Genomic DNA, 21,287 nt, shown 5'->3' with positions numbered 1-21,287 from the left:
GATGTCCTTGACGATCTCCGCCTTTTCCGAGTCGCTTTTGATGGACTCCTCGATTTGACGGATGGAGTGGATGACTGTACTGTGATCCCGGCCGCTGAACTCCTGGCCGATCTCGTCCAGAGAGAGGTTGGTCATCCTTCGGATCTGATACATAGCGATCTGGCGGGCCAACACGATGTCCTTGGACCGGCCTTGGCCCCGTAGAATGGTAGGTTCTATGTTGTAGAACTTGCATACCTCGTCAATGATAACATCCGCTGTGGGCAGGATATCCGACTTTTCCTTGAACATATCTTTTACCGCCCGGACCACGGTGTCCTTGTCCACAGTGGCGCCCATCAGATCCCGGTAAGCCATGATCTTGTTGATGGTCCCTTCGATCTGCCGCACGTTGGCGGTAATGTTCTCGGCGATGAGTTGGAGCAGAAATTCGGGCAGGTCCAGCCCCATACGAACAGCCTTAGTTTTAATGATGGCCATTCTGGTCTCATAGTCGGGAGGCTTGATATCGGCGGGCAGGCCCTGCTCGAATCGGGTCTGAAGTCGCTGGTCCAGCCGAAGCAATTCCTTTGGGGGGCGGTCAGAGGTGAATACGATCTGGTGCCCGGCCTCGTACAAGGTGTTGAAGGTGTGGAACATCTCCTCCTGGGTGGACTCCCGGCCGGCGATGAACTGAACGTCGTCCATCAGAAAGACATCCGCCTCCCGGTATTTCTCCCGAAACTGCTGATTGCGGCCCTCTCGGATGGCGGCTACCAGCTCGTTGGTAAAGGTGTCCCCCTTGATGTAGACGATCTTATAGTCTGGATGGTTGGCGTGGATGGTGTGGGCGATGGCGTAGAGTAGATGGGTCTTGCCCAGTCCGGATTCGCCGTAGATAAACAGCGGGTTGTAGCCCGCCCGGCCCGGAATATCGGCCACCGCCCGGGCGGCGGAGTAGGCGTATCGGTTGGAGGAGCCTACCACAAATCGCTCGAAGGTATAATCGCTGGTGCCGGGAAACAGGATATCCTGTTTGGCCGCGCTGGTATTCTCCAGCTCTTTTTCCGTCAGGACCACCACCTTCAGGTCCATAGAAAACAGTTCTTTCAGGGCTGCCTCGATCTTCGGAATATAGAGGGATTTAATCACGCTCTGAGTATAGTCGTTTGGGGTCGATATGGTAAAACTGTCCTCAGTGAGGGATACGGCTTTCGCGTCGTCAAACCATGTTTTGATGGTGGTAGGGCTCAGGCCTTGCTGCTTCATCAGTTCGATGACCTTTGCCCAGATATCGTCGGCAGGGTTCATTGGAGTCCTCCTTAAAACAGTCTGAAAACTTGGAAAGCGCCTTCCCCTGCACAGAGAAGGCGGCTGGTCGGTTTCATCGGGATGTTCCTGAAAATAGGATTTTCCATACTGAACATTATACCAAAATTGGGGCTGGACCGCAAGGATTTCCCTTTATTTTTATTTATAATGTAAGGGAAAAAAATAGTCCAATTTGTGTATAGGAAAGATATCTGACACAAGATGTAGAGATATGAGGAAAAAGAGAGAAAAAAGTTGACTCAGATGATAAAAAAGATGGTTGACATCAGGTCCCATCATCGTCTATAATGAGTAACGCTTTCCTGCAAAGGGGCTATTGTACCCATTTTTGCGGAAATACCGGCCGGGGTCTATCCGGCGCCGGAAAGAGCAGACCGCAGTTTCTTTGGAAACTGTTGTTGGGCCGGGAAAGCCGGCTTGAGATCAAATGAGGAGGTGTCCCCCATGCTTCGTACCTATCAGCCCAAGAAGCGCCAGCGTTCCAAGGAGCACGGCTTCCGCAAGCGTATGGCCACCCGCAATGGCCGCAAGGTGCTGGCTCGCCGCCGCGCCAAGGGCCGCGCCCGCCTGACCCACTGATGAGACTGGCGGGACCAGAGTCGTCCCGCAAAACCATCCTGGGATGAGCGGAAGACCGGATCTGATGCAGATGCGGTGAGAGGACACGATTTTTATAGATCGGGCAGAAGGGGCGTGGGATCTGATCCCCCGCCCCAAACGCGCATACGGAGATTCCTGTAAACCAATGGAGATGCCCTGGACAGAGGGAGGCGTATCATGAAGCACACCGTTTCATTGAAACAGAATCATGAATTCCGCCGCCTGTACAACAAAGGAAAAAGTGCGGTGTCCCCCTATTTTGTGGTATATTGCCGCAAAACAGGCCGGGACCAGAGCCGGCTGGGCATTACCACTGGCGTGAAGCTGGGCAACGCTGTGAAGCGCAACTTTGTCCGCCGCCGTATCCGGGAGCTGTACCGTACCAATGAGGAGAAGTTCCTCCCAGGTTTCGACATCGTGGTAGTGGCCCGGACGCGGGCCATCTTTGGCCGGTACAGGGAACTGGAGCGCAGTTTTCTCCAGCAGATGAAGAAGTTGGGACTTATGGCCCAGTCCGACAAAAAGGAGGACAGGCCATGAAATGGCTGCTCCTGAAGCTCATCCGGTCCTACCAGCGCAATATCTCGCCCCTGCGCCCCCCTTGCTGCCGCTTTATCCCCACCTGCTCTGCCTACGCCCTGGAGGCAGTGGAGAAATACGGCGCTCTCAAGGGAGGCTGGCTGGCCCTGCGCCGCATCCTTCGGTGCCACCCCTTCCACCGGCAGAGATCGATCCAATATGATCCTGTCCCGTAACGAGACCGGGCCCGCCGCCCCAACCTGATTTGTGGAGGTAACATTGTGGGTATCATACTAAAACCCTTTGCCTGGCTGCTGCTGACCTTTTATAATATCTTTAACAGCTACGGCTTGGCCCTGATCCTGTTCGCCATTGTGATTAAGCTCATTCTCTTCCCTGTTTCTCTGAAGAGCAAGAAGAGCATGATCCAGATGAATTTGCTCTCCGGCAAGATGCAGCAGCTGCAAAAGCAGTACGGCAAAGATCGGGAGCGCTATAACCTTGAGGTACAGAAACTTTACGAGCGGGAGAAGGTCAACCCCATGGGCGGCTGCCTGTGGTCCCTGATCCCTATGATTGTGCTCATCGCGCTGTATGGCATTATCCGCGAGCCGATCACCTACTTCATGAACCTGTCTATGGACCAGATCAAGGAAGTGGCCCAGCTGCTAAACTGGGATACCGTAGCGGTCACCCAGGGCTGGGTGACCCAAGCCATGATGGACAAGGCCGGCGGCGTCTTTGAGAACGGCGCCTATAATCAGCTGTATCTGCTGTCCCTGATCAATGACTCCAATCTGGCTTCGCTCCAGGCTGCCCTGGGTGAGGCCGGCAGCGGCTTATTTGTTATGAACTTCCAGTTCCTGGGTCTGGACCTGTCCCTCATCCCCACTTGGAAATTCTGGACCGGCGGCCTGAAATGGAGTTCGATTGGCCTGTTTCTCCTGCCCTTGGTGTCCACCGGAGTGTCCTTCCTATCCATGAAGGTGTCCATGGCCACCAACAAGATGAATACCAAGACTCAGAATGCCCAGATGGACCAGACGAATAAAATAATGATGTGGATGATGCCGCTGATGTCTCTGTGGATCGGCTTTACCGTTCCTGCCGGCCTGTCTGTCTACTGGGTGGCCCAGTATTTCGTCACCATGGCCCAGGAGGTCATCTGCGGCAGGATGCTGAAGAAGGACTATGAGGCTGCCCGGCTGGCCGCTGAAGAGCGGGAGCGCCAGGAGAAGGAAGAGGAAAAGCGCCGTAAGGAGGAGGCTCGTCTGGAGCGGGCCCGCCGCATCGAGGAAGAGAAGCAGAACAAGGGCAAGAAAAAGTCTGGTCAGAAGAAGAAAAAAGATGAGGAACCCGATCAGGAGGGCGTCAACAAGGAGGACAGCCGGGAGGGCATCCGAGCCTACGCCAGGGGCCGGGCTTATATACCCGGCCGGTTTGGCGGCGTCACACCCTATCAGGATCCCAATATCCTGATCCGTGCCCAGATGGAGGCTCAGGCCGCCGCCAAGGGAAAAAAGAAGGGTCAGCCCGCCCCTGAGTCCCAGGCGGAACAGCCTGCCGCTCCCGTTCAGATGGAGCAGACGGCGGCTGAAGCCCCAGCTCAAGAGGAGTTAGATGTCCAGTCCGCCCAGGCTGTGGAGGAGCGGATGTCCTCTGCCGCTGAAGTGACCGAGGAAGCCGAGACTCAGGAAATCGAGGTCGAGGTAGAGGAAATCGAGGTCGAAGTGCCGGATGAGGACGAGAAGAAGGAGGGTATCTGACTATGATCAAGTGGATTGAGACCACCGGACGCTCTGAGGAGGATGCCATCTCCGCCGCCCTGTTCCAGCTGGGCCTGGACCGGGACGATGTGTCTGTTGAAGTGATTGAGCGGGCAAAATCCGGATTTCTGGGTTTTGGCAGCAACCCCGCCAAGGTCCGTGTGAGCTATGAGGTGGAGGATGGCTCTCCCAAGCCTATGATGGAGGACCTGCTGGAGGAGATTTCTGTCCGCCAGGAGGAGCCCAGACAGGTGGAGAAAAAGCCTCAGCCCAGGGAGGAGCGTGTGCTGTCTGCCGCTCCTGTCCAGGAGAAGGAAGAGGAACAACCCGCCGCCCCTGTGGAAGAGGAGACTATTTTGTCCGCTAAACCTGGCTGGAAGAGCCAGCAGCCCCGCCGGGACCGCCGGAATGAGGGTAAGCGCCGTCCCGCGCCTGGCCAGCTCCAGGAGGGAGATGAGGTGCTTATCAGCAGCAGGGAGCACAAACCCCTGCGGACAGAAACGCCCGCGGTCCCCGTATCTGAGGACGATGAGAAGGCCCAGAAGATTGCCACATTCCTCACCGGTCTGATGGAGCACCTGAATGTGCAGGCCGCTCCTGAGATTTTTGTCACCGAGGAGGGCAACTATAAGGTGCGTCTCCAGGGGCAGGATCTTGGGGCTATCATCGGCCGCCGGGGAGAAACGCTGGACGCTATTCAGCAGCTGACAAACTACGCCATCAATCATGGTCAGTCTAAGCGGGTCCGTATCCACGTGGACGCTGAAGGTTATCGCTCCAAGCGGGAGGAGGCCCTTCAGCGCCTGGCGGTGAAGGTAGCCGGCAAGGTGGTCAAGTACCGGAAGAATATGACTTTGGAGCCCATGAATGCCTATGAGCGCCATGTGATTCACACTGCTCTTCAGGACTATCCCAATGTTACCACCTACTCCACCGGTGTGGAGCCCAACCGCCGCACTGTGGTGGCCTATGCTCCCGGTCAGAAATAAGAGAATGCACGGGCGGCGGGAGAAATTTTCTCCCGCCGCTTTTTTTCAGTTGGAGGTGTCCCATGCCTACGCCTTTATATGACGCGGTGAAAAAGTACGCGGACCAAGAGCCTTTCCGATTCCATATGCCGGGGCACAAGGGAGGGCCTGTTCCCCTGATGGCGGAGCTGAAGTGGATGACCCCCATTGACCTCACCGAGCTGCCCCCTACCGGGAACCTGTACGAAGGGGGTGAGCCCTTTGCTTCCGCCCAGGCTCTATGGGCAAAGGAGTTTGGCTTTGAATACTGCCAATTTCTCACCGGCGGCTCTACCCAGGGCATCCACACCGGACTGGCCCTGTGTTGTCCGCCGGGGAGTAAAGTGCTAGTGGACCGAAACTGCCACCGGGCGGTGTTTAACGCCATGGCTCTGCTGGATCTGGAGCCCATCTATCTGGAGCGCCCTTGGCTGGGAGAGGAAAGCCTGATCGGTCCGATTTCCCCGGAAACTGTGGAAAATATGCTGTGCCAATGTCCTAAAATAAAAACAGTTTGTATTACTTCTCCAACATATGCCGGAGTGTTATCAGATGTTGGCGCAATTTCTCGTCTCGTTCACGCCCATGGTGGAAAACTTTTTGTAGACGGCGCCCACGGCGCCCATCTGCCCTTCCTAGGTCAGGCTCCCTTCTGGGAAGCGGATGGAGTTGTAGTGTCCGCCCACAAGACCCTTCCCACCCTGGGACAAGGGGCCCTGCTCTTTACCAATGGGATGGACCCGGACCGGGTGCGGCAGTTGGCCTCGGTCTTTGGCACCTCCAGTCCCTCCTATCCCATTATGGCCAGCATGGACACGGCCCGAGAGTGGATGGTCAAATGGGGACATCACGACTACCGCCGGACCGCTCTCCGGGTGGCACAGCTGCGGGAGCAATTCCCCTCCCTAAGAGAAAAAAGACTGTCGCTGGATCCCACCCGCTTTGTTCTCAGCGTCCAGAACGGTCCCGCTTTTACCCGCGCGCTGGAGAAGCGCGGCGTTTATCCAGAGATGGAGGACGGGGGCCATGTGGTCTTTATCTGTACCCCCTTTGATAACAGCTTTTCCCTGAGTGCGCTGGAGAGGCGGCTGGAGGAGCTGCGGGAGCAGATGGGACCCTGTCCGCCCATTCCAGCTCCGCCTCTGCCGGAGCAGGCCATGTCTCCCCGGCAGGCTCTCTTTGCCCCCAGCCGGGTCTGGCCGCTGGAGGACTGTGAGGGGGAGGTGGCCGCCTGTCAGATCGCGCCTTACCCTCCGGGAGTACCAGTAGTGGCTCCCGGCGAGGTAATCTCAAAAAAATCGCTGGCCTATTTGAAACAAATAGGATATAATATAAAATCAGAGGTGCGGATTGCCGCCCTCTGATGGAGAATGTTCCCACAAGTGAGGAAGGTTATGGAATTTTCGGCCTTGGCTGGCAACGACAGGTTGAAGGAGCAGCTCTCCCAGCAGGAGAGCGGCCGCGGCCTGGCCCACGCCTACATTATTTCAGGTCCAACCGGCTCCGGCCGGCATACTTTGGCCCGGCTGCTGGCCGCCGCTATGGTATGTACGTCCGATAGCGGCAGCAGGCCCTGTGGAAAATGCTCCCCATGCAAAAAGATAACCGCTGGAATCCATCCAGATTTTGAGATTATTTCCGGCCCGGAGGAGGGCAAACCTATCACCGTGGATCAGATCCGAGCCCTCCGAAGCGACGCATATATACGTCCTAACGAGGGGGATCGGAAAATCTATCTGCTGGAAGGGGCAGACCAGATGAATGCCTCCGCCCAGAATGCCATGTTGAAGCTGTTGGAGGAGGGCCCTGGATATGCCGTCTTTCTGCTGTTGGCGGAGAACGGGGGGGGACTGCTTCAGACAGTGCGCTCCCGGTGCGAGGAACTGGTGCTGTCCCCTGTTTCTGTGGTCCAGTGCCAGAGCTGGCTGAAGGACCGCTTTCCCCAAAAAAGCTTGGAGGAGATCCAGACAGCCGCCCTGGATTGCCAGGGTGTTCTGGGCCGGGCGGTGGACCGGCTGTCTGGGACCGACGAGAAAACCAGGACCAGAGAGGAGCAGGCGGACCGGCTGGCCCAGGCCGTGGAGGAAGGTACGGAGCTGCAGCTCTTTGAGGCGGCCATGGTTTTGGATAGGATGGACCGGGAGGAGCTGAACCGACTGCTGGACAGTCTGGAGGCGGCTCTAGGTGCCCGAATTGGGAGGAGCGGCGACCGCCGTAGATCCCTCCGGGGAGTAGAGCTGGTCCATCAGCTGCGGAGGGCCTCACAGCTCAACGCCAATTCCGGTCAGATGGCTGGCTGGTTATGTGCCGGGATGTTCATAAAGGAGTGAGAACTCCGGGAGCGGAGCGGGGAAAAGGCGGCACAGCCGCCGGCCCCGCGTATCCACTCTGGAGAGAAGAAGGAGAATCCCCTATGGTAGAGATCATCAGCGTCCGCTTTCAAAGCGGCGGAAAGCAATATTATTTCAACCCCGATGGACGGCAGTTCCAGATAGGGGACGGGGTCATCGTGGAGACCTCCAGGGGTACGGAGTACGGTGAGTGTGTACAAGCAAACTCTATGATCGATGAGATCGAGCTCACCGCCCCCCTGCGCCCGGTGATCCGGGTGGCCACGGAGGAGGATCGGCAGACAGTAGAGGCCAACCGAGAGAAGGAGAAGAAAGCCTTTTCCATCTGCCAGCAGAAGATTGCCGAGCATGGCCTGGATATGAAGCTGGTCAAGGCGGAGTACAGCTTTGATGGCAGCAAGGTGTTGTTCTTTTTTACCTCCGAAGGGCGGGTGGACTTCCGGGCGCTGGTCAAGGACCTGGCCGGGGCCATCCACGCCCGTATCGAGCTGCGCCAGATCGGCGTGCGGGACGAGGCCAAGATGCTGGGTGGATTAGGCATCTGTGGAAAGCCCTTCTGCTGCTCCCAATTTTTGGATGAATTCCAGCCTGTGTCTATCAAAATGGCAAAGACGCAGAACCTGTCCCTGAATCCCACCAAGATATCGGGTACCTGTGGCAGATTGATGTGCTGCTTGAAGTACGAGCAGGAGGCATATGAGGACCTGGTGAAGCACGCCCCGAAGCAGGAGTCTTTTGTGGAAACTCCAGACGGAGCGGGCACTGTGTCCAGCGTCAACCTGCTCCGTCAAACAGTCCAAGTTCGGCTGGAGTCGGCACCGGAGACCCCCAAATGCTACCATAACTGTGAACTGTGTGTGATCCGAAATGGGAAGGGAAAGCGGCCGGAGGGCTATGTGGAGCCACCTTTGGAGCAGTTGGCCCAGCTGCGCCGTAAAGTAGAGGACGCCCCGGAGGAGAAGCGGGAGTTCAGCGGTGAGGGCTCCTCTCTGGCCGCCGCGCTGGAGGAGGTTTTCAGCCGCCGAGAGGAGAGCCAGACCCCACCCCCGCCCGCTGTGGAGCAGGAGGGGGGCGAGGAGCGCCGGGAACGCCGTCGCCGCCGCCGACCCAGAGGAGAGCGGCGTACCGCTGGAGAGCAGGAGGGCCGTACTACGGAGGACCGCCCCCGCCAGGAGCGGAAGGAGCAGCGGCCCCAGGAGATTCAGAGCGGCGAGGGGCAGCCCAAGTCCGCCGGGACCGAGGGGAGCGAGAAGCGGAACAGCCGTCGCCGCCGCCGCCGGCCTAGAGGGGGCAGCGGCCCCAGGAGTGAACAGCCCCAGGAGTGAGCTCTGCTCCCATCGCACTGTGGCAGAGAGATAGGGACCCGGTCTATTCGCGGAGAGGGCCGGGTCCTTGCTTTTGATTTGAGAAGAGGTGGAAAGGGATGGATGGCTTCCTCCACGCGCTGTCCGCTGTGTCAGTGCTGCTGATGCTCATGTCTGTGGGCTACTTTATGGGAGTCAAGGGCTGGATGACCACTAGGGAGAAGCGGTTTGTCAGCCGGTACATCGTTAACATCGCAGTACCATGCAACTGTGTGGTGGGACTGCTGGATAATCTGAGCCATAATGATTTGGCCCAGGCTGGACTTCTAGTGGCGTCTGGAGTCCTGGGAGTGGGGGTCACACTGCTGATATCTACCGCTGCCGCAGCCCTGCTTCATCTGCCGCGGAAGCGGTGGGGCGTCTTTGTGGCTATGGCCGGGTTGTCCAATACCCTGTTTATTGGCATCCCGGTCTGTACTCAGTTGTTTGGTCAGGTATGTATGCCTTATGTGATGCTATATTATCTGGCCAACACCATTTTTGTACAGTCGGTTGGGATTTTGCTTATTGAACGGTCGGGAGACAGACCGGCCTCTAGAGGCGGAGTGACCGGCTTTTTTTGGGACTTGGTGACAAAGCCGCCTATTCTTGCCCTTCTGTTGTCCTTACTGCTCCTAGTAGCGGATTTGAAATTGCCGGAGCCGGTGATGCGGTTCGCGGAGTACATCGGGGATTCAGTTTCCCCTCTCGCGTTAATTTACTGCGGGTTTATTCTCTATGAATTGGGGCTGAAAAATTTGAGACTGATGCCCGGACTGCCTGTTATGCTGGTGATACGTCTGGGGCTTTCCCCGGTGATCTGCTGGCTATTCTGTATGCTGTTCGGTGTCAGTGGGCTGGCCCGGGATGTCTTTGTGGTGGAGAGCGCTCTGCCGGTGGTCAGCCAAGTTCCTGTGCTGGCTGGAGCCTATGGCGCAGACGAGGAGTACGCTGCTGCTGGAGCTTGCTTGTCCGTGCTAGTCTGTCTAGTGACGGTCCCCTTTTTAATGCTGGGTCTGGGATGAGGAGTGGACCCAGGACCAGTTCGGCACCAAATTGGTTGGCACTGAGTTTGAAAAATGGGTGGAATAAAAAGCCGGCGAGTATAATTACTCGCCGGCTTTCCTATTCTGGTTTAACAGAGGCAGCGAATGGAGGGCCGACGGCCTAGGCTGCTTACAGCAGGCCCAGATCGTATTTCCAGCCCAGTACCCGCTCCACGGCCCGGTCCAACAGCTCCTGGGGGATGACATCGTCCTCCAGTGCCTGGAGGATCTGGGGGATCTGTTCCTGAAAGTCAGTGGTGACCAGCATATCGTTGCCAGCCAGCAGGGCCAGAACAGCGGCGGAGCCGTCAGCGGCATACTGATCAATGGCGTCCATGGCCAGGTCGTCAGTGAGCGCCACTCCCTCAAAGCCCAAGCCCTGCCGCAGCAGTTGGTGGACCGCTGGGGAGAGGGAGGCGGGGAGATCCGGGTCCAGAGCCGCCATGATATTGTGGGATACCAGCACGGCGGTCATCCCATGGTTGGAGGAGGCCTGGATGCCGGCCTGGAAGGGGAGGAGATCCCGCTCCCAAAACAGCTCCAGCGGCCGTTGGTCCAGGGCGATGCCGGTGTGGGTGTCCACATTGTCTCCATAACCTGGGAAATGCTTTAGCACAGAGCCCATGGTATCCACTGACATCTGCTCTACCACCTGGGCGATGTAATCGCCGGTTTCCTCTACGCCCTGACCCAGCGTGCGGTCGTAAATAAAGTCGTCGGGATTCGTGGACAGATCGGCCACCGGGGCAAAATTCACATTGATGCCAAGAGAGCGGAGCAGCTCGTCCTTTTCCTGTGTGTCAGCCAGGATAGCTTCTATCCCGCCCTGTTCATACAACGCCTGGGGGGACAGGAACCGTTGGGGCCGTAGTTTTGGGTTGGAGCTGACCCTGACCACAGTGCCCCCCTCCTCGTCCACGCCGATCAGCATAGGGATCTCCACAGCCGACTGGTAGGAGGCGATATCCTCCTTGACCTGCTCCGCGGTCTTGTCCTTAAAATCCCGGCCGAACAGAATATATCCCCCCAGATGGTACTGGCTGGCCAGAGCGGCTCCATCTTCCTGTGGGCAGCGGGCAAAGAAGATCTGCCCCACTTTTTCCTCCAATGTCATGGAGGAGAGGAGGCGGTCAATGGTCTCCCGCCGGGGGTCGGGGACTTCCTCTGGGGAGGTAGAGGGTTCGGTGGTTGAGATAGAGGGCCCCGCCGGGACGGCTGGCTCGTCAGGGCCTTCAGAGGAGGTCTCAGGCGCGGAGGTACAGCCTGTCAGCAGAAAAAAGAGTAGGAGCAGGGAAAGACATCGTTTCATGGTATGCTCCTTAACAGAATGTGGTACGCAGAGTGCCGATGCCCTGGATGGTCACCTCCACCCAGTCGCCCGGCTTTAACCAGCTCTTTTGGTCAGCGGGATAGCCGTGCATTACACCTTGGGGGGTGCCGGTGAAGATCAGATCTCCGGGCATCAGAGTAAAGTGATGGGACAGGTCAGCGATGATCTGGGCCAGGGGGAAGATCATGTCCGAGGTATTGGAGCTCTGCCGCACCTCCCCGTTGACCGTGCTGGAGATGTCCAGATGGTTGGGGTCCAATTCTCCGGCAGGGACCAGGCATGGGCCCACGGGGGCAAAACCGTCGAAGGTTTTGGACAGCACCCACTGGCCGCCCCGGGCAAACTGCAGGTCCCTGGTGGACAGGTCGTTGCCGCAGGTGTAGCCAAAAACATAGTCCAGGGCATCCTCCTCGGACACGGACCGGGCGGGTTTTCCGATTACAGCTACCAATTCCGCCTCATAATCATACTCTTTGTAATCTGAAATCAGCTTGACACAGTCCCCATGTGCAGCCAGAGCGTTGGAAAACTTGTTGAACAGCACCGGGGCAGGGGGGATGGGCAGACCACACTCCTTAGCGTGCTGGCGGTAGTTCAGACCGATGCAAAAGATACGGTCAGTCCCGGTGACCACCGGGGCCAGGGGGGCGCCGGTAAAACACTGAGGGTCCTGGAGCAGGGGGGTCAGCAGCCGCTCCAGCTCGCCAGCGGGGAGGGCAATGGCGGCGGCCATATCTTCTGGGACCGTGACGCCCAGGCGGGTGGCCTCGGCAGCCGCGTCTACCACCCCTCTTTCGGTCTGGAGTCCCAGGGCGGGCCTTCCATTGCGCCAAAATTGCACCAGTTTCATAAACGATCTCTCCTTTTGTATCAAATCAGGGGCAGTCCCGCGAAGGGCTGGCATCGGTGGCGGGACAGGGTTCCGGTACCACTATGGTAGCATATCCGCCGGGGAACGGCAAGGAGAACCGTAGAAAAGGCAGGTGGCCATCCGTTCTACCGCTGAGAGGCCCAGAATCCGTGTATATTGCAGTAGGCGTAAGCAGCTTCCACCTGGTCACCGTCGGTTAGCAGAAACGTAGCCTTGGGCTCCTGACCGGGGACCAAAAAGCGGCACTGCCTACTGTTAGCACACTCCAGCACGATCCACTGAATATAGTGGACAGATAGCATGGGGTGGGGCTGAGTGCCCACATGGACAGTGACCTCGTTCCCGTTGATAGACAAGATGGGGACGTGGACCTCTGGAGAACCTCCACCAGAGCCGGAGGCCAGAGGCCGCATCCGCCGCCCGCAGGAGGAGATGGGGGTACCAAAATTATTCAGAAAGGTGACGACCTCGCTGTGAGGGGAAACGGCGTAAAAATTCATTGTAAAAGGCTCCTTTCCCGTAATACTGAGATATTCTATGCGGTGGACCTGGCAGTGACTATAAAAAAACCGGAGTCCCATGGTACATGGGACTCCGGTGGATGCCAGGGGAGAGGCGATTTCTCCCCGGCGGTTTTTTCCATGTGGATAACAGCGACGGGTAGGGCACCTAATTGTTTGGCGTTTCTCTCTGCAAAATAGAATTTTGTGGATGACAGGACAGGAGAATCAGGCTTCCGGCTCATCCTGTTCCCTGCGGGTGACAGCAATGCTCAAATCGTCCAGCTGCTTGTCATCCACAAAGTCCGGACAGGCCATCATTAGGTCAGAGGCGTTCTGCACCTTGGGGAAGGCGATGACGTCCCGGATGGAGGGAGCGCCGGCCATCAGCATACACAGCCGGTCCAGACCATAGGCCAGGCCGCCGTGAGGGGGAGCGCCGAACTTGAAGGCGTTGACCAGATGGCCAAAGCGCTCCTGAATGTCCTCCTCGCTGATACCCAGAGCCTGGAACGCCTTTTCCTGCATCTCCGGGGTGTTGATGCGGATGGAGCCGCCGCCCAGCTCGGTGCCGTTGAGGACGATATCATAGGCCCGGGCCCGGCAGTGGGCTTTATCGGTGAGGATCTTGTCCTCGTCCTCTACCATGGGGGCGGTGAATGGGTGGTGCATGGCCTGGTAGCGGCCCTCCTCCTCAGACCACTCGAACATGGGGAACTGGGTCACCCACAGGAAGCGGAAGTCCTTGGGGTCCAGGATATTCAGCTGACGGGCTACTTCGCACCGCAGGGCGCCCAGGGCGGCCCATACCACGTCGTTTTTCTCGTCGCCTACGATGAGGATCAGGTCGCCGTCCCTGGCGCCGGCCCGGTCCAGAATGGCCTTGTTCTCCTCTTCAGTGAGGAACTTGGCGTAGGAGGAGGTCACTTGGCCGTCCACCATCCTTGTCCAAGCCAAGCCCTTGGCCTTATAGGTCTTGACGAAGTCCACCAGCTTGTCGATTTTCTTCCGGGGGAAGTCGGCAGCGTGACCGTTGATGTTGATCAGCCGGACGGAGCCGCCGCCTGCCACTGGACCGGAGAACACGCCGAAGCCGCAGTCCTTTACAATGTCGCTGATGTCGGTAAGCTCAAAGCCGAAGCGCAGGTCGGGCTTGTCAGAGCCGAAGCGGTCCATGGCCTCCTGCCAGGGCATACGCTGGAAGGGGGTCTGAACATCCACATCCAGCACCTCTTTGAATACCCGCTTCAAAAAGCCCTCCTGGATGGACATGATGTCGTCCTCGTTGACAAAGGACATCTCCAGGTCGATCTGGGTAAACTCAGGCTGGCGGTCGGCCCGCAGGTCCTCGTCCCGGAAGCACCGGGCGATCTGGAAGTAACGGTCAAAGCCGGACAGCATCAGCAGCTGCTTGTACTGCTGGGGGGACTGGGGCAGGGCATAGAACTTGCCAGGGTGTACCCGGGATGGGACCAGATAGTCCCGTGCGCCCTCGGGGGTGGACTTGGTGAGGACGGGGGTCTCAATCTCCAAAAAGCCCTGCTCATCAAAGTAGTCCCGGCAGATCTTGGTGATCTTGTGGCGGGTGGCGATGGCCGCCTGCATCTCCGGGCGGCGCAGGTCCAGATAGCGGTACTTCAGCCGCAGCATATCATTGGCCTTGGAGTGCTCCACAATCTCAAAGGGAGGGGTCTCGGACTTGGCCAGCAGGCGCAGCTGGGTGACATAGACCTCGATATCTCCGGTGGCGATCTTGTTGGTCTTGGACTCACGCTCCCGCACCAGTCCGGTGGCGGCCACCACAAACTCCGCCCGGAGAGAGGCGGCCTTTTCAAAGATGGCCTTGTCGGTGCTGTCGTCGAAAGACAGCTGGACCAGCCCGGTGCGGTCCCGCAGGTCCACGAAGATCAGGCCGCCCAGGTCCCGCTGGCGCTGGACCCAGCCGCAGAGGGAAACCGTCTTGCCGACATCGGACAGGCGCAGGTCCCCGCAGTAGTTGGTGCGGTGAAAGTTCTGAAGGTTATCCATAAAAATCAACTCCAAATCGTATTATTTATAAAAATAATATCAAATTGTATTACATGACGGTCGGTTTTGGGGCATGGGAGGCAATGAAGTCTACCACCTCCTGCTGAAAAGTGGTCCCTCCTGTGGGGTGATAGGTCCGGCTGGCCCCAGTGCTACTGTTGGCCACCGCCCGTGGGCCCCAGAAGTCAATGGACCACTGGAGCTCCCCCCGACGGAAGTAGATGGAAACGGCGTATGGGGACAGGGTGACTACCTGGGTGTCGGAGGCCCGACCCAGGCGGAACAGATCGGAGAGACCCCGCCGATAAGAGGAGGAGTCCAGCAGTTCTTTTAGCTGGTCATAGGGCGGGGAATCGAGAGGGAATTCCACTGTCTGGATAGGCAGACCGTCGCCCGGGTCAAAGGGGGAGAGGATGGCATAGCAGGAGGTGAATGCCTCTTCCGGCTGAGTGTAGTAGGGGAGGATATCCCAGAGGCTACGGGGCCAAAAGTACCACAGCCCAGCAATAGTGAGGGCGGCTGCAAGAGTAATAAGAAGTGAAATACGCTTCTTTTTCATTAAAATGCTCCTTTTTTGGTCAGTAAAATCAACTCCAATTTATATCGTATAGTAAGATTGCTAAAAGTATATCGTTAAGCGCCGTTTTGGCAGCTTTCCAGAAAGGCGATGACCTCCTGTTGAAATTCCTGGTTGCCATCGGGGAGATAAGTCCTGGATTTGCCAGGGAAAGCCAGGGGGTTGACTAAGATCAGGTTGCCGGGGAGGATGAGTTCCATGTGGCGGCCGCCGGAGTGGAAAAAGACCCGCGCATGAGGGTCCAGGGTGATTTGAACGGTGTCCTCCGGGATCCCAATATTTTTTCCGGGGACTTGATAAGTCGTACTGGAGAGCAGGTCCAGCAGTTCATGGAACTGCCCGGTGGTCAAATCAAAGCAGAGTGCGTTTTCCCGGTCGGAATAGTCCATCTGTACGTCGCAGGCCTCAATGTCCTCTGGGGAGAGAGGAAGGATATCAGCCAGAGTCTGGGGCCGATAGTACCAGCTGCGCCATCCAAAGAAAAGGGCGGCCAGAACGGCCAGCACAGCCCCGGCGATGAGAAATTGCTTCAACTGGTTTTTCATCATGGCAGCACTCCTCTCTGTGATCCGTGGAAAATAGGGGAACGGCTGCGTTCTATGGGGTTTGGCCGGCGCTGAGGTCGGCAGCCAGAGAAAAGTGCCGTCCCAGTAGGCCATGCACTCCGGGGTACAGCCGGAAAGATAGTAAACTGCAATCCCGCCGTCCGGGGAGCCGGGCAGGGAGGGGCTGCTTAGAGTCGGGTGCGTTACTTCATACACGACTGCAAAAAGGCTGAAAGCGCCTGATATTGGGCCAGACTGTCCCCCTCCGGGCGGTAGGTAACGGAATCGCCCCGATAGGTAAGGGGGTTGACCAGCAGGAGTTCTCCGTTCAGCATCAGCTCCGAGTGGCTGGAGCCGGAGGTGTGGAGATAGATCCGGATCAGAGAGTTTGTTTCCGTGGAGAGCCCGCTGGCGGAGCCCTCCCGCCGGTAGGTGGATTGCGAGAGCCGCTCCAGAAGATCCTGAGTCTGTGTCTGGGTGAGCTGGGTGTGGAGAGATTTCTCCTGAGCCGGGTCGTCCGGATAGAAACATTCGAGGGTAGCGTAGCACGCAGTGACTTCCTGGAGAGAAAACGGAAGGAGGGAGGAAAACTCTCTGGATCGATCCAGCCACCGAAACCCTAAAAATAACGCCAGGAGAAGACCGACTGCCAGGAATAAGATGTAAGAACACTTTTTGACAGCTTTCATGGTAACCCCCTTTTTGCGGCGGAGAGGAAGATCTCGTCAGCGGACGGCTCAGCTTTCCCGGTCCCGGATGGGTGTGCCCCGATTCAGTTGTTCCAACCCCCTTCGGATATGGGCCACGGCCTCAACGGAGGGCAGCTTCACCTGCTCGCCGGTACGCAGATCCTTGACAGCGGCCACGCCGGCGCGGATCTCGTCCTCTCCCAGAAAGACGACATAGGGGATAGCCAGCTTATCGGCATAGGAAATCTTCTGCTTGAATTTTTTCTGTTCCCCGTGGATTTGGGTACGGATACCGGCATCCCGCATGGTGGTGGCCAAAGAGATGGCGGGGGAGAGGTCCTCGGTCATGGGCAGGATGAGCACGTCGGCGGGGGCGGTGTTCAGATTCTGATTCAGATAGCCCTGATCCTCCAGAACGAAGAACAGGCGGGTCAGGCCGATGGAAATTCCAACTCCGGGGAGTTGTTTATCGGTATAATATTCCGCCAAGTTATCATATCGGCCGCCGGAACAGATGGAACCGATTTCCGGATGGTCCAGCATGGTGGTCTCGTAGACGGTTCCGGTGTAGTAATCCAGCCCACGGGCGATGGTCAGGTCCACGGCAAAGTGGCTCTCCGGCACGCCAAAGGCGGCCAGGTACTTTGTGACGGTCCGCAGTTCGTCCAGTCCAGTGTCAAAGAGCGCGTGACGGCCCCGATAGCCCTCCAGAGCGGCAAGGACTTCTCCGTTACAGCCCTTGATGGCGATGAATTTCAGGATCTCATCGGCCTGGTCCTGGGTGAGGCCGATGTCCTCCCCAGTGAGGAGGGCGGCTACCTTCTCCCCGCCGATCTTGTCCAGCTTGTCCACGGTACGCATGATGTCTCCGGACTTGTCTGTCAACCCCAGCATGGCGTAAAAGCCATTGAGGATCTTCCGGTTATTCACCCGGATCTGGAAGCGCCGCAGGCCCATTTTGGAAAAGGCCTGATAGATGATGGCGGGGATCTCCGCCTCGTTGGAGATGTCCAGTTTGCCATCGCCAATAACGTCGATGTCCGCCTGATAGAACTCCCGGAATCGGCCCCGCTGGGCCCGCTCTCCCCGATAGACCTTGCCAATCTGGAAGCGGCGGAAGGGAAAGGTGAGCTGGCCATAGTTTTGGGCTACATACTTGGCCAGGGGAACGGTCAGGTCAAAGCGGAGGGACAGATCCGTGTCCCCCTTCATAAAGCGGTAGATCTGTTTTTCTGTCTCTCCTCCTCCCTTGGCCAGCAGCACCTCGCTAGACTCGATGAGTGGGGTATCCAAGGGGGTGAAGCCATAGAGAGAGTAAGTTTCGCGCAGAATGGCCGCCATCCGCTCAAACTGGGCTTGCTGCGGAGGCAGCAGCTCCATAAAGCCGGACAGGGTGCGGGGCTGTACTTTGCTCATGGTATCAAGATCCTTTCTTTGGTGGAAATGAAGTAATGGGATTGGCTGGTTAGAATAAAAAACACGCTCTCCTCCCATGATTGGGACGAGAGCGCGGAACGCTTCGTGGTGCCACCCAATTTCAGACGCCTCCGGCATCCCTCTCTGACCTTCTGTTGCGGGAAGGGGACCGCACCCGTCTCCGGGCCCGCTGGTGGCACTGTCTTCTCCGGAGCCAGACCCTAGGGCCCTCTCAACCAAGGGGCCCCTCTCTGTTGGGCGACATACCGAATACTAATGAGCCGTCATCACGGTGATTTATCGATCTTACCCCAGCGGGGAAGAAAAGTCAAGCCTTATAGGGCAAAGGGGACCCGATTGGGATTCATGCCCTCCCGCCAGTCCAGGTCGCCCCGGGCCAGCCCGTGAATGAGCAGCTCGGCGGTGGCCACGTTGGTGGCCATGGGCACGGAGTGCTGGTCACACAGCCGGGAGATGTAGAGGACGCTCTGATCCATCTCGTTATCCAGAGGCGAGTTGAAGAACAGCACCAGGTCAATCTCATTATAAATGATGCGCTGGCCAATCTGCTCGATCCCACCATGCTCATGGGATAAAAACAGGTTGACGGGCAGGCCGGTGGCCTCCATAACCATGCGGCCGGTGGCGTTGGTGGCGCATACCGTATGCTTGGACAGGATGCCGCAGTAGGCGGTGCAGAACTGGACCATCAGATCCTGCTTTTTGGTATGGCTCATGATCGCGATATTCATAAGGCGTTACCTCCTTCTCCGGCGGAGACTTTGCCGCCAGGCTTTGTGGGGCCAACGTAAAATACTGATTTATTTTTCCGTAGGCCGCCCTGTGGAAACGGACCCCTGTAGGCGGGGTATTTCCATTATACTTCCTATTTTTTCTGGCCAGGGGCGCGTCTTGGCCAGGGGGGTTACCGGATGCGCATGATGGGAACCTGATTGCCGTCCAGACGGAGGGCAATGTTCCAGCAGGCCAAGGCGGCGCCCCGTCGCCCCTGGGCGGTCAAGGGCTGGCCCAGGTTGGCGGCCAGCATGACCTGATCGTCCTCCGGCACCACCCCAATCAGAGGCAGGCCGGCGGTGTTCATGGCGTCGTCGATAGTGGCCCGCAGCTTCCGGAGGAGCTTGGGCTGGATACGATTCATGATCAGGTGGACCTGGCGGATACTCTCCAGCTCGCAGACTGTACGCTGGGCGTCCCGCAAAGAGGAGGCATCATTGGTAGCGATGACCAGAGCTCGGTCGGCTCCGCAGATGGCCAGCCGAAAGCCGGCCCCCAGTCCAGCGGGGGAGTCAATGAGGATGTAGTCATATTGCCCACGGGCGGTATCCAGCATGGCCCGGACCTTGTCGATGGTCAGACTGGGGGACAGGGACATAGGGGCAGTGAGTAGGGACAGCCCCTTCACATCGGGGTGGTCCACAGCCCCTCTCGCCAGGGGACAGCGGCCCAGCGCCACGTCAGAAAAGTCCATCAGGGCCCGGTCACTGAGACCAAGGGTGATGTCCAGATTACGCAGGCCGATGTCCATGTCGATACATAGTACCGTGTGGCCCATCAGAGCAAGGGAGGCGGCTACGCCGCCGGTGATGGAGGTCTTTCCAGTCCCTCCCTTCCCGGAGGTGACGGCAATGACAGTTCCCATAAAAACCTCCTAACTCACCAAATCAAGTGTACCCACAATTTGGGATTTCGTCAACTATTTCACAAAAAATTTTCGTCTAAAACCTGTTTTTTTTAGGCCTTTTCGTCAGAGCGGCTCTTTCTGAATTTTTGCCCAGCGCCGGGGATAGCCCTTGAGCGTTGGAGCAACCTTTTCGATGGCCACAACCCGGTGGGTGATCTCTGTGCCGGGAATTTGATAGTCCGCCTGGTCCCGGACCCGGCCACCCAGCAGCTTGATAGCATGGGCGGCGCCCTCCACTTCAGGGCCGCAGTCCACCGATTTCATGGCCAGGAACACGCCGCCCACTTTCACAAAGGGGAGGCACAGCTCGGCCAGCAGCCGCAGGTCGGCCACCGCCCGGGCGGTAACAAAGTCAAAGGAGTCCCGAAAGCCTTTAACCAGGGCCTGCTCCTCGCTTCGGGCGTGGATGGCCGTGACACCGGACAGACCAAGCTGCTCCGACACCTCACGGAGCCAGCGGACCCGCTTGCCCAGGGAGTCCAGTAAAGTAACCTCCAGGGTGGGGCAGAGGATCTTTAAGGGGAGACCGGGAAATCCGGCTCCGGTACCTACGTCAAGAAGCGTTTTCCCCTCTAGGTGGACGTAGTTGAGCAGGGCTGCGCAGTCCAGCATATGCAGCCGGGCCACCTGGTCGGGCTGGGTAATGGCGGTCAGGTTCATGACCTGGTTTTTTTCCAGCAGCGCCCGGCCGTAGGCCTCCAGCAGCTCCGGTGCCTCCGGTGGGACTCGTTGGGACAGGCCCAGCTCCTCCAGGCCGGCGGCGATGATATCACGCATGGTTGCTTCCTCCAGAATCAGGGATCAGAAAACTGACGCAATGATGCCGAACCCGCTGAAGTTTGACAGCAGGCCCACAATGCCGATGGGCAGAGTGGCCAGGGCAGCCAGCCAGCACAAAATAGCCAGCAGGATGGCGAGCCATTTGCGTGGCCGACCAGTGGACCGCCAGCTCACCAGAGCCAGCGCCCCCAAGCCGATGAGGCCGGGAACGGTGAGCAAGGGGGCCAGATTACCCAAAGTAGTGCCGGTGTAAAAGTAGTAGGTGGTCAGGGCTAAGAGGATGAGCACATAGGCCAGGGCGATCCAGGCCATGGTCCTTTTCAGGGGAGAAGCGGGGGTATATCCCCGGTCCTCCCCTTTATGCTCCTCCGGGAGCTTTTCCTCGGACATTTTAGGATCTCTCCTTTAATAAGTCACGGATCTCGGTGAGCAGCTTCTCCTCGGCGCTGGGCTCCGGGGGAGCGGGCTCCTCGACGGGGACCTCCTCCGGCTTCTTATGGAGCCGGTTGATGGCCTTGATGACACAGAAGATGGCGAACGCGATGATGATAAAGTCCAGGATCACCGAGATCAGGTTGCCGTAGTTGATGGCCACCTCGGGGGTGACGACAGTGCCCTGGGTATCGATCACCGCCTCGTTGAGGACCAGCTTCCAGTCAGAGAAGTCTATGCCGCCGGTAATCATGGAGATTAGGGGCATGATGATGTCATTGACCAGGGAAGTGGAGATCTTGCCAAAGGCGCCGCCGATGACCACGCCGACGGCCATGTCCATTACATTGCCCCGCATAGCGAAGGCCTTGAATTCTTCCAAAAATTTTTTCATGCCTGCTTTCCTCCTATCTGCTGAATGGGCCTACCGGAAAGGGGAGAACCTGGAAACCGTTGGGCCGCAACGGTTTGAAG

At 58.0% G+C, this 21,287-nt stretch carries 23 protein-coding genes; 9 read left to right on the top strand and 14 right to left on the bottom strand.

Translation table 11 applies throughout. The features are described from left to right. Nucleotides 1–1,290, bottom strand: a 1,290-nt coding sequence (dnaA, locus tag MCG44_RS14415; protein ID WP_240288869.1) for a chromosomal replication initiator protein DnaA, incomplete at its 3' end; no start/stop codon positions are given. 465 nt (nucleotides 1,291–1,755) lie between these two features. Between dnaA and rpmH the strand changes: the two genes are divergently transcribed. From rpmH to MCG44_RS14370, 9 genes are all read left to right on the top strand, one after another. Continuing rightward, entirely contained in the window at nucleotides 1,756–1,890 is a 135-nt protein-coding gene (gene rpmH / locus MCG44_RS14410) for a 50S ribosomal protein L34 (RefSeq protein ID WP_040649988.1), read from the top strand. A 198-nt stretch (nucleotides 1,891–2,088) separates the two neighbouring features. Then, a complete protein-coding gene (gene rnpA, locus MCG44_RS14405; RefSeq protein WP_186853222.1) occupies nucleotides 2,089–2,451 on the top strand; it encodes a ribonuclease P protein component in 363 nt (120 codons plus the stop codon). Further along, on the top strand, nucleotides 2,448–2,666 hold the full coding sequence (yidD, locus tag MCG44_RS14400) for a membrane protein insertion efficiency factor YidD (protein ID WP_147572524.1): 219 nt from the start codon (nucleotides 2,448–2,450) through the stop codon (nucleotides 2,664–2,666). Before rnpA ends, yidD begins: the two co-directional genes overlap by 4 nt. A 45-nt stretch (nucleotides 2,667–2,711) precedes the next feature. Then, on the top strand, nucleotides 2,712–4,196 hold the full coding sequence (locus tag MCG44_RS14395; protein ID WP_240288868.1) for a YidC/Oxa1 family membrane protein insertase: 1,485 nt from the start codon (nucleotides 2,712–2,714) through the stop codon (nucleotides 4,194–4,196). 2 nt (nucleotides 4,197–4,198) lie between these two features. Continuing rightward, a complete protein-coding gene (jag, locus tag MCG44_RS14390; RefSeq protein ID WP_186853221.1) occupies nucleotides 4,199–5,185 on the top strand; it encodes an RNA-binding cell elongation regulator Jag/EloR in 987 nt (328 codons plus the stop codon). A gap of 62 nt (nucleotides 5,186–5,247) precedes the next feature. After that, the gene (locus tag MCG44_RS14385; protein WP_240288867.1) at nucleotides 5,248–6,567 is read left to right on the top strand and encodes an aminotransferase class I/II-fold pyridoxal phosphate-dependent enzyme; all 1,320 of its coding nucleotides are present in this window, start codon (nucleotides 5,248–5,250) and stop codon (nucleotides 6,565–6,567) included. A gap of 30 nt (nucleotides 6,568–6,597) precedes the next feature. Beyond that, nucleotides 6,598–7,533, top strand: coding sequence for a DNA polymerase III subunit delta (locus MCG44_RS14380; RefSeq protein ID WP_240288866.1), 936 nt, complete (start codon nucleotides 6,598–6,600; stop codon nucleotides 7,531–7,533). Nucleotides 7,534–7,616: 83 nt separating this feature from the next. After that, entirely contained in the window at nucleotides 7,617–8,879 is a 1,263-nt protein-coding gene (locus tag MCG44_RS15040; protein WP_147572529.1) for a stage 0 sporulation family protein, read from the top strand. 98 nt (nucleotides 8,880–8,977) lie between these two features. Continuing rightward, entirely contained in the window at nucleotides 8,978–9,922 is a 945-nt protein-coding gene (locus tag MCG44_RS14370) for an AEC family transporter (RefSeq protein WP_147572531.1), read from the top strand. Between the two features lie 151 nt (nucleotides 9,923–10,073). Here MCG44_RS14370 and MCG44_RS14365 read toward each other — a convergent pair whose 3' ends face one another. The 13 genes from MCG44_RS14365 to mscL form a co-directional block, all read right to left on the bottom strand. Then, the gene (locus MCG44_RS14365) at nucleotides 10,074–11,252 is read right to left on the bottom strand and encodes a glycoside hydrolase family 3 N-terminal domain-containing protein (RefSeq protein ID WP_240288865.1); all 1,179 of its coding nucleotides are present in this window, start codon (nucleotides 11,250–11,252) and stop codon (nucleotides 10,074–10,076) included. Nucleotides 11,253–11,262: 10 nt separating this feature from the next. Then, on the bottom strand, nucleotides 11,263–12,123 hold the full coding sequence (locus MCG44_RS14360) for a fumarylacetoacetate hydrolase family protein (RefSeq protein WP_240288864.1): 861 nt from the start codon (nucleotides 12,121–12,123) through the stop codon (nucleotides 11,263–11,265). A 146-nt stretch (nucleotides 12,124–12,269) separates the two neighbouring features. Beyond that, complete coding sequence (locus tag MCG44_RS14355; RefSeq protein ID WP_240288863.1) at nucleotides 12,270–12,644, bottom strand: desulfoferrodoxin family protein; 375 nt, start codon at nucleotides 12,642–12,644, stop codon at nucleotides 12,270–12,272. 228 nt (nucleotides 12,645–12,872) lie between these two features. Further along, the gene (gene aspS / locus MCG44_RS14350) at nucleotides 12,873–14,672 is read right to left on the bottom strand and encodes an aspartate--tRNA ligase (RefSeq protein WP_240288862.1); all 1,800 of its coding nucleotides are present in this window, start codon (nucleotides 14,670–14,672) and stop codon (nucleotides 12,873–12,875) included. Nucleotides 14,673–14,721: 49 nt separating this feature from the next. Beyond that, on the bottom strand, nucleotides 14,722–15,231 hold the full coding sequence (locus MCG44_RS14345; RefSeq protein WP_186853215.1) for a hypothetical protein: 510 nt from the start codon (nucleotides 15,229–15,231) through the stop codon (nucleotides 14,722–14,724). 74 nt (nucleotides 15,232–15,305) lie between these two features. Next, on the bottom strand, nucleotides 15,306–15,794 hold the full coding sequence (locus MCG44_RS14340) for a hypothetical protein (RefSeq protein WP_240288861.1): 489 nt from the start codon (nucleotides 15,792–15,794) through the stop codon (nucleotides 15,306–15,308). A 203-nt stretch (nucleotides 15,795–15,997) separates the two neighbouring features. Further along, entirely contained in the window at nucleotides 15,998–16,483 is a 486-nt protein-coding gene (locus tag MCG44_RS14335; protein ID WP_186853214.1) for a hypothetical protein, read from the bottom strand. Between the two features lie 48 nt (nucleotides 16,484–16,531). Next, the gene (gene hisS, locus MCG44_RS14330; RefSeq protein ID WP_186853213.1) at nucleotides 16,532–17,899 is read right to left on the bottom strand and encodes a histidine--tRNA ligase; all 1,368 of its coding nucleotides are present in this window, start codon (nucleotides 17,897–17,899) and stop codon (nucleotides 16,532–16,534) included. Nucleotides 17,900–18,234: 335 nt separating this feature from the next. Then, entirely contained in the window at nucleotides 18,235–18,651 is a 417-nt protein-coding gene (locus tag MCG44_RS14325) for a methylglyoxal synthase (protein WP_147572547.1), read from the bottom strand. A 173-nt stretch (nucleotides 18,652–18,824) separates the two neighbouring features. Then, nucleotides 18,825–19,559: an AAA family ATPase gene (locus MCG44_RS14320; protein WP_147572549.1), complete on the bottom strand. Its 735-nt coding sequence runs from the start codon at nucleotides 19,557–19,559 to the stop codon at nucleotides 18,825–18,827. A gap of 105 nt (nucleotides 19,560–19,664) precedes the next feature. Then, nucleotides 19,665–20,378: a 16S rRNA (guanine(527)-N(7))-methyltransferase RsmG gene (rsmG, locus tag MCG44_RS14315; RefSeq protein WP_186853212.1), complete on the bottom strand. Its 714-nt coding sequence runs from the start codon at nucleotides 20,376–20,378 to the stop codon at nucleotides 19,665–19,667. Between the two features lie 24 nt (nucleotides 20,379–20,402). Next, nucleotides 20,403–20,771, bottom strand: coding sequence for a hypothetical protein (locus MCG44_RS14310; protein ID WP_186853211.1), 369 nt, complete (start codon nucleotides 20,769–20,771; stop codon nucleotides 20,403–20,405). Nucleotide 20,772: 1 nt separating this feature from the next. Continuing rightward, on the bottom strand, nucleotides 20,773–21,207 hold the full coding sequence (mscL, locus tag MCG44_RS14305) for a large-conductance mechanosensitive channel protein MscL (protein WP_186853210.1): 435 nt from the start codon (nucleotides 21,205–21,207) through the stop codon (nucleotides 20,773–20,775). Nucleotides 21,208–21,287: the final 80 nt, after the last annotated feature.

The organism is Lawsonibacter sp. OA9 (assembly GCF_022440585.1).
This window is presented reverse-complemented; position numbering and strand designations above follow the sequence as displayed.

Excerpts from the sequence above, each read along its gene's own strand:
- MCG44_RS14385 (WP_240288867.1), top strand. The coding sequence starts at position 5,248 with ATGCCTACGCCTTTATATGACGCGGTGAAAAAGTACGCGGACCAAGAG.
- MCG44_RS14355 (WP_240288863.1), bottom strand. The coding sequence starts at position 12,644 with ATGAATTTTTACGCCGTTTCCCCTCACAGCGAGGTCGTCACCTTTCTG.
- MCG44_RS14320 (WP_147572549.1), bottom strand. The coding sequence starts at position 19,559 with ATGGGAACTGTCATTGCCGTCACCTCCGGGAAGGGAGGGACTGGAAAG.
- MCG44_RS14340 (WP_240288861.1), bottom strand. The coding sequence starts at position 15,794 with ATGAAAAACCAGTTGAAGCAATTTCTCATCGCCGGGGCTGTGCTGGCC.
- MCG44_RS14380 (WP_240288866.1), top strand. The coding sequence starts at position 6,598 with ATGGAATTTTCGGCCTTGGCTGGCAACGACAGGTTGAAGGAGCAGCTC.
- MCG44_RS14310 (WP_186853211.1), bottom strand. The coding sequence starts at position 20,771 with ATGTCCGAGGAAAAGCTCCCGGAGGAGCATAAAGGGGAGGACCGGGGA.
- rpmH (WP_040649988.1), top strand. The coding sequence starts at position 1,756 with ATGCTTCGTACCTATCAGCCCAAGAAGCGCCAGCGTTCCAAGGAGCAC.
- MCG44_RS14325 (WP_147572547.1), bottom strand. The coding sequence starts at position 18,651 with ATGAATATCGCGATCATGAGCCATACCAAAAAGCAGGATCTGATGGTC.
- MCG44_RS14335 (WP_186853214.1), bottom strand. The coding sequence starts at position 16,483 with ATGAAAGCTGTCAAAAAGTGTTCTTACATCTTATTCCTGGCAGTCGGT.
- MCG44_RS14345 (WP_186853215.1), bottom strand. The coding sequence starts at position 15,231 with ATGAAAAAGAAGCGTATTTCACTTCTTATTACTCTTGCAGCCGCCCTC.
- jag (WP_186853221.1), top strand. The coding sequence starts at position 4,199 with ATGATCAAGTGGATTGAGACCACCGGACGCTCTGAGGAGGATGCCATC.
- yidD (WP_147572524.1), top strand. The coding sequence starts at position 2,448 with ATGAAATGGCTGCTCCTGAAGCTCATCCGGTCCTACCAGCGCAATATC.
- MCG44_RS14360 (WP_240288864.1), bottom strand. The coding sequence starts at position 12,123 with ATGAAACTGGTGCAATTTTGGCGCAATGGAAGGCCCGCCCTGGGACTC.
- mscL (WP_186853210.1), bottom strand. The coding sequence starts at position 21,207 with ATGAAAAAATTTTTGGAAGAATTCAAGGCCTTCGCTATGCGGGGCAAT.
- rnpA (WP_186853222.1), top strand. The coding sequence starts at position 2,089 with ATGAAGCACACCGTTTCATTGAAACAGAATCATGAATTCCGCCGCCTG.
- MCG44_RS14365 (WP_240288865.1), bottom strand. The coding sequence starts at position 11,252 with ATGAAACGATGTCTTTCCCTGCTCCTACTCTTTTTTCTGCTGACAGGC.
- rsmG (WP_186853212.1), bottom strand. The coding sequence starts at position 20,378 with ATGCGTGATATCATCGCCGCCGGCCTGGAGGAGCTGGGCCTGTCCCAA.
- MCG44_RS14370 (WP_147572531.1), top strand. The coding sequence starts at position 8,978 with ATGGATGGCTTCCTCCACGCGCTGTCCGCTGTGTCAGTGCTGCTGATG.
- hisS (WP_186853213.1), bottom strand. The coding sequence starts at position 17,899 with ATGAGCAAAGTACAGCCCCGCACCCTGTCCGGCTTTATGGAGCTGCTG.
- MCG44_RS15040 (WP_147572529.1), top strand. The coding sequence starts at position 7,617 with ATGGTAGAGATCATCAGCGTCCGCTTTCAAAGCGGCGGAAAGCAATAT.
- aspS (WP_240288862.1), bottom strand. The coding sequence starts at position 14,672 with ATGGATAACCTTCAGAACTTTCACCGCACCAACTACTGCGGGGACCTG.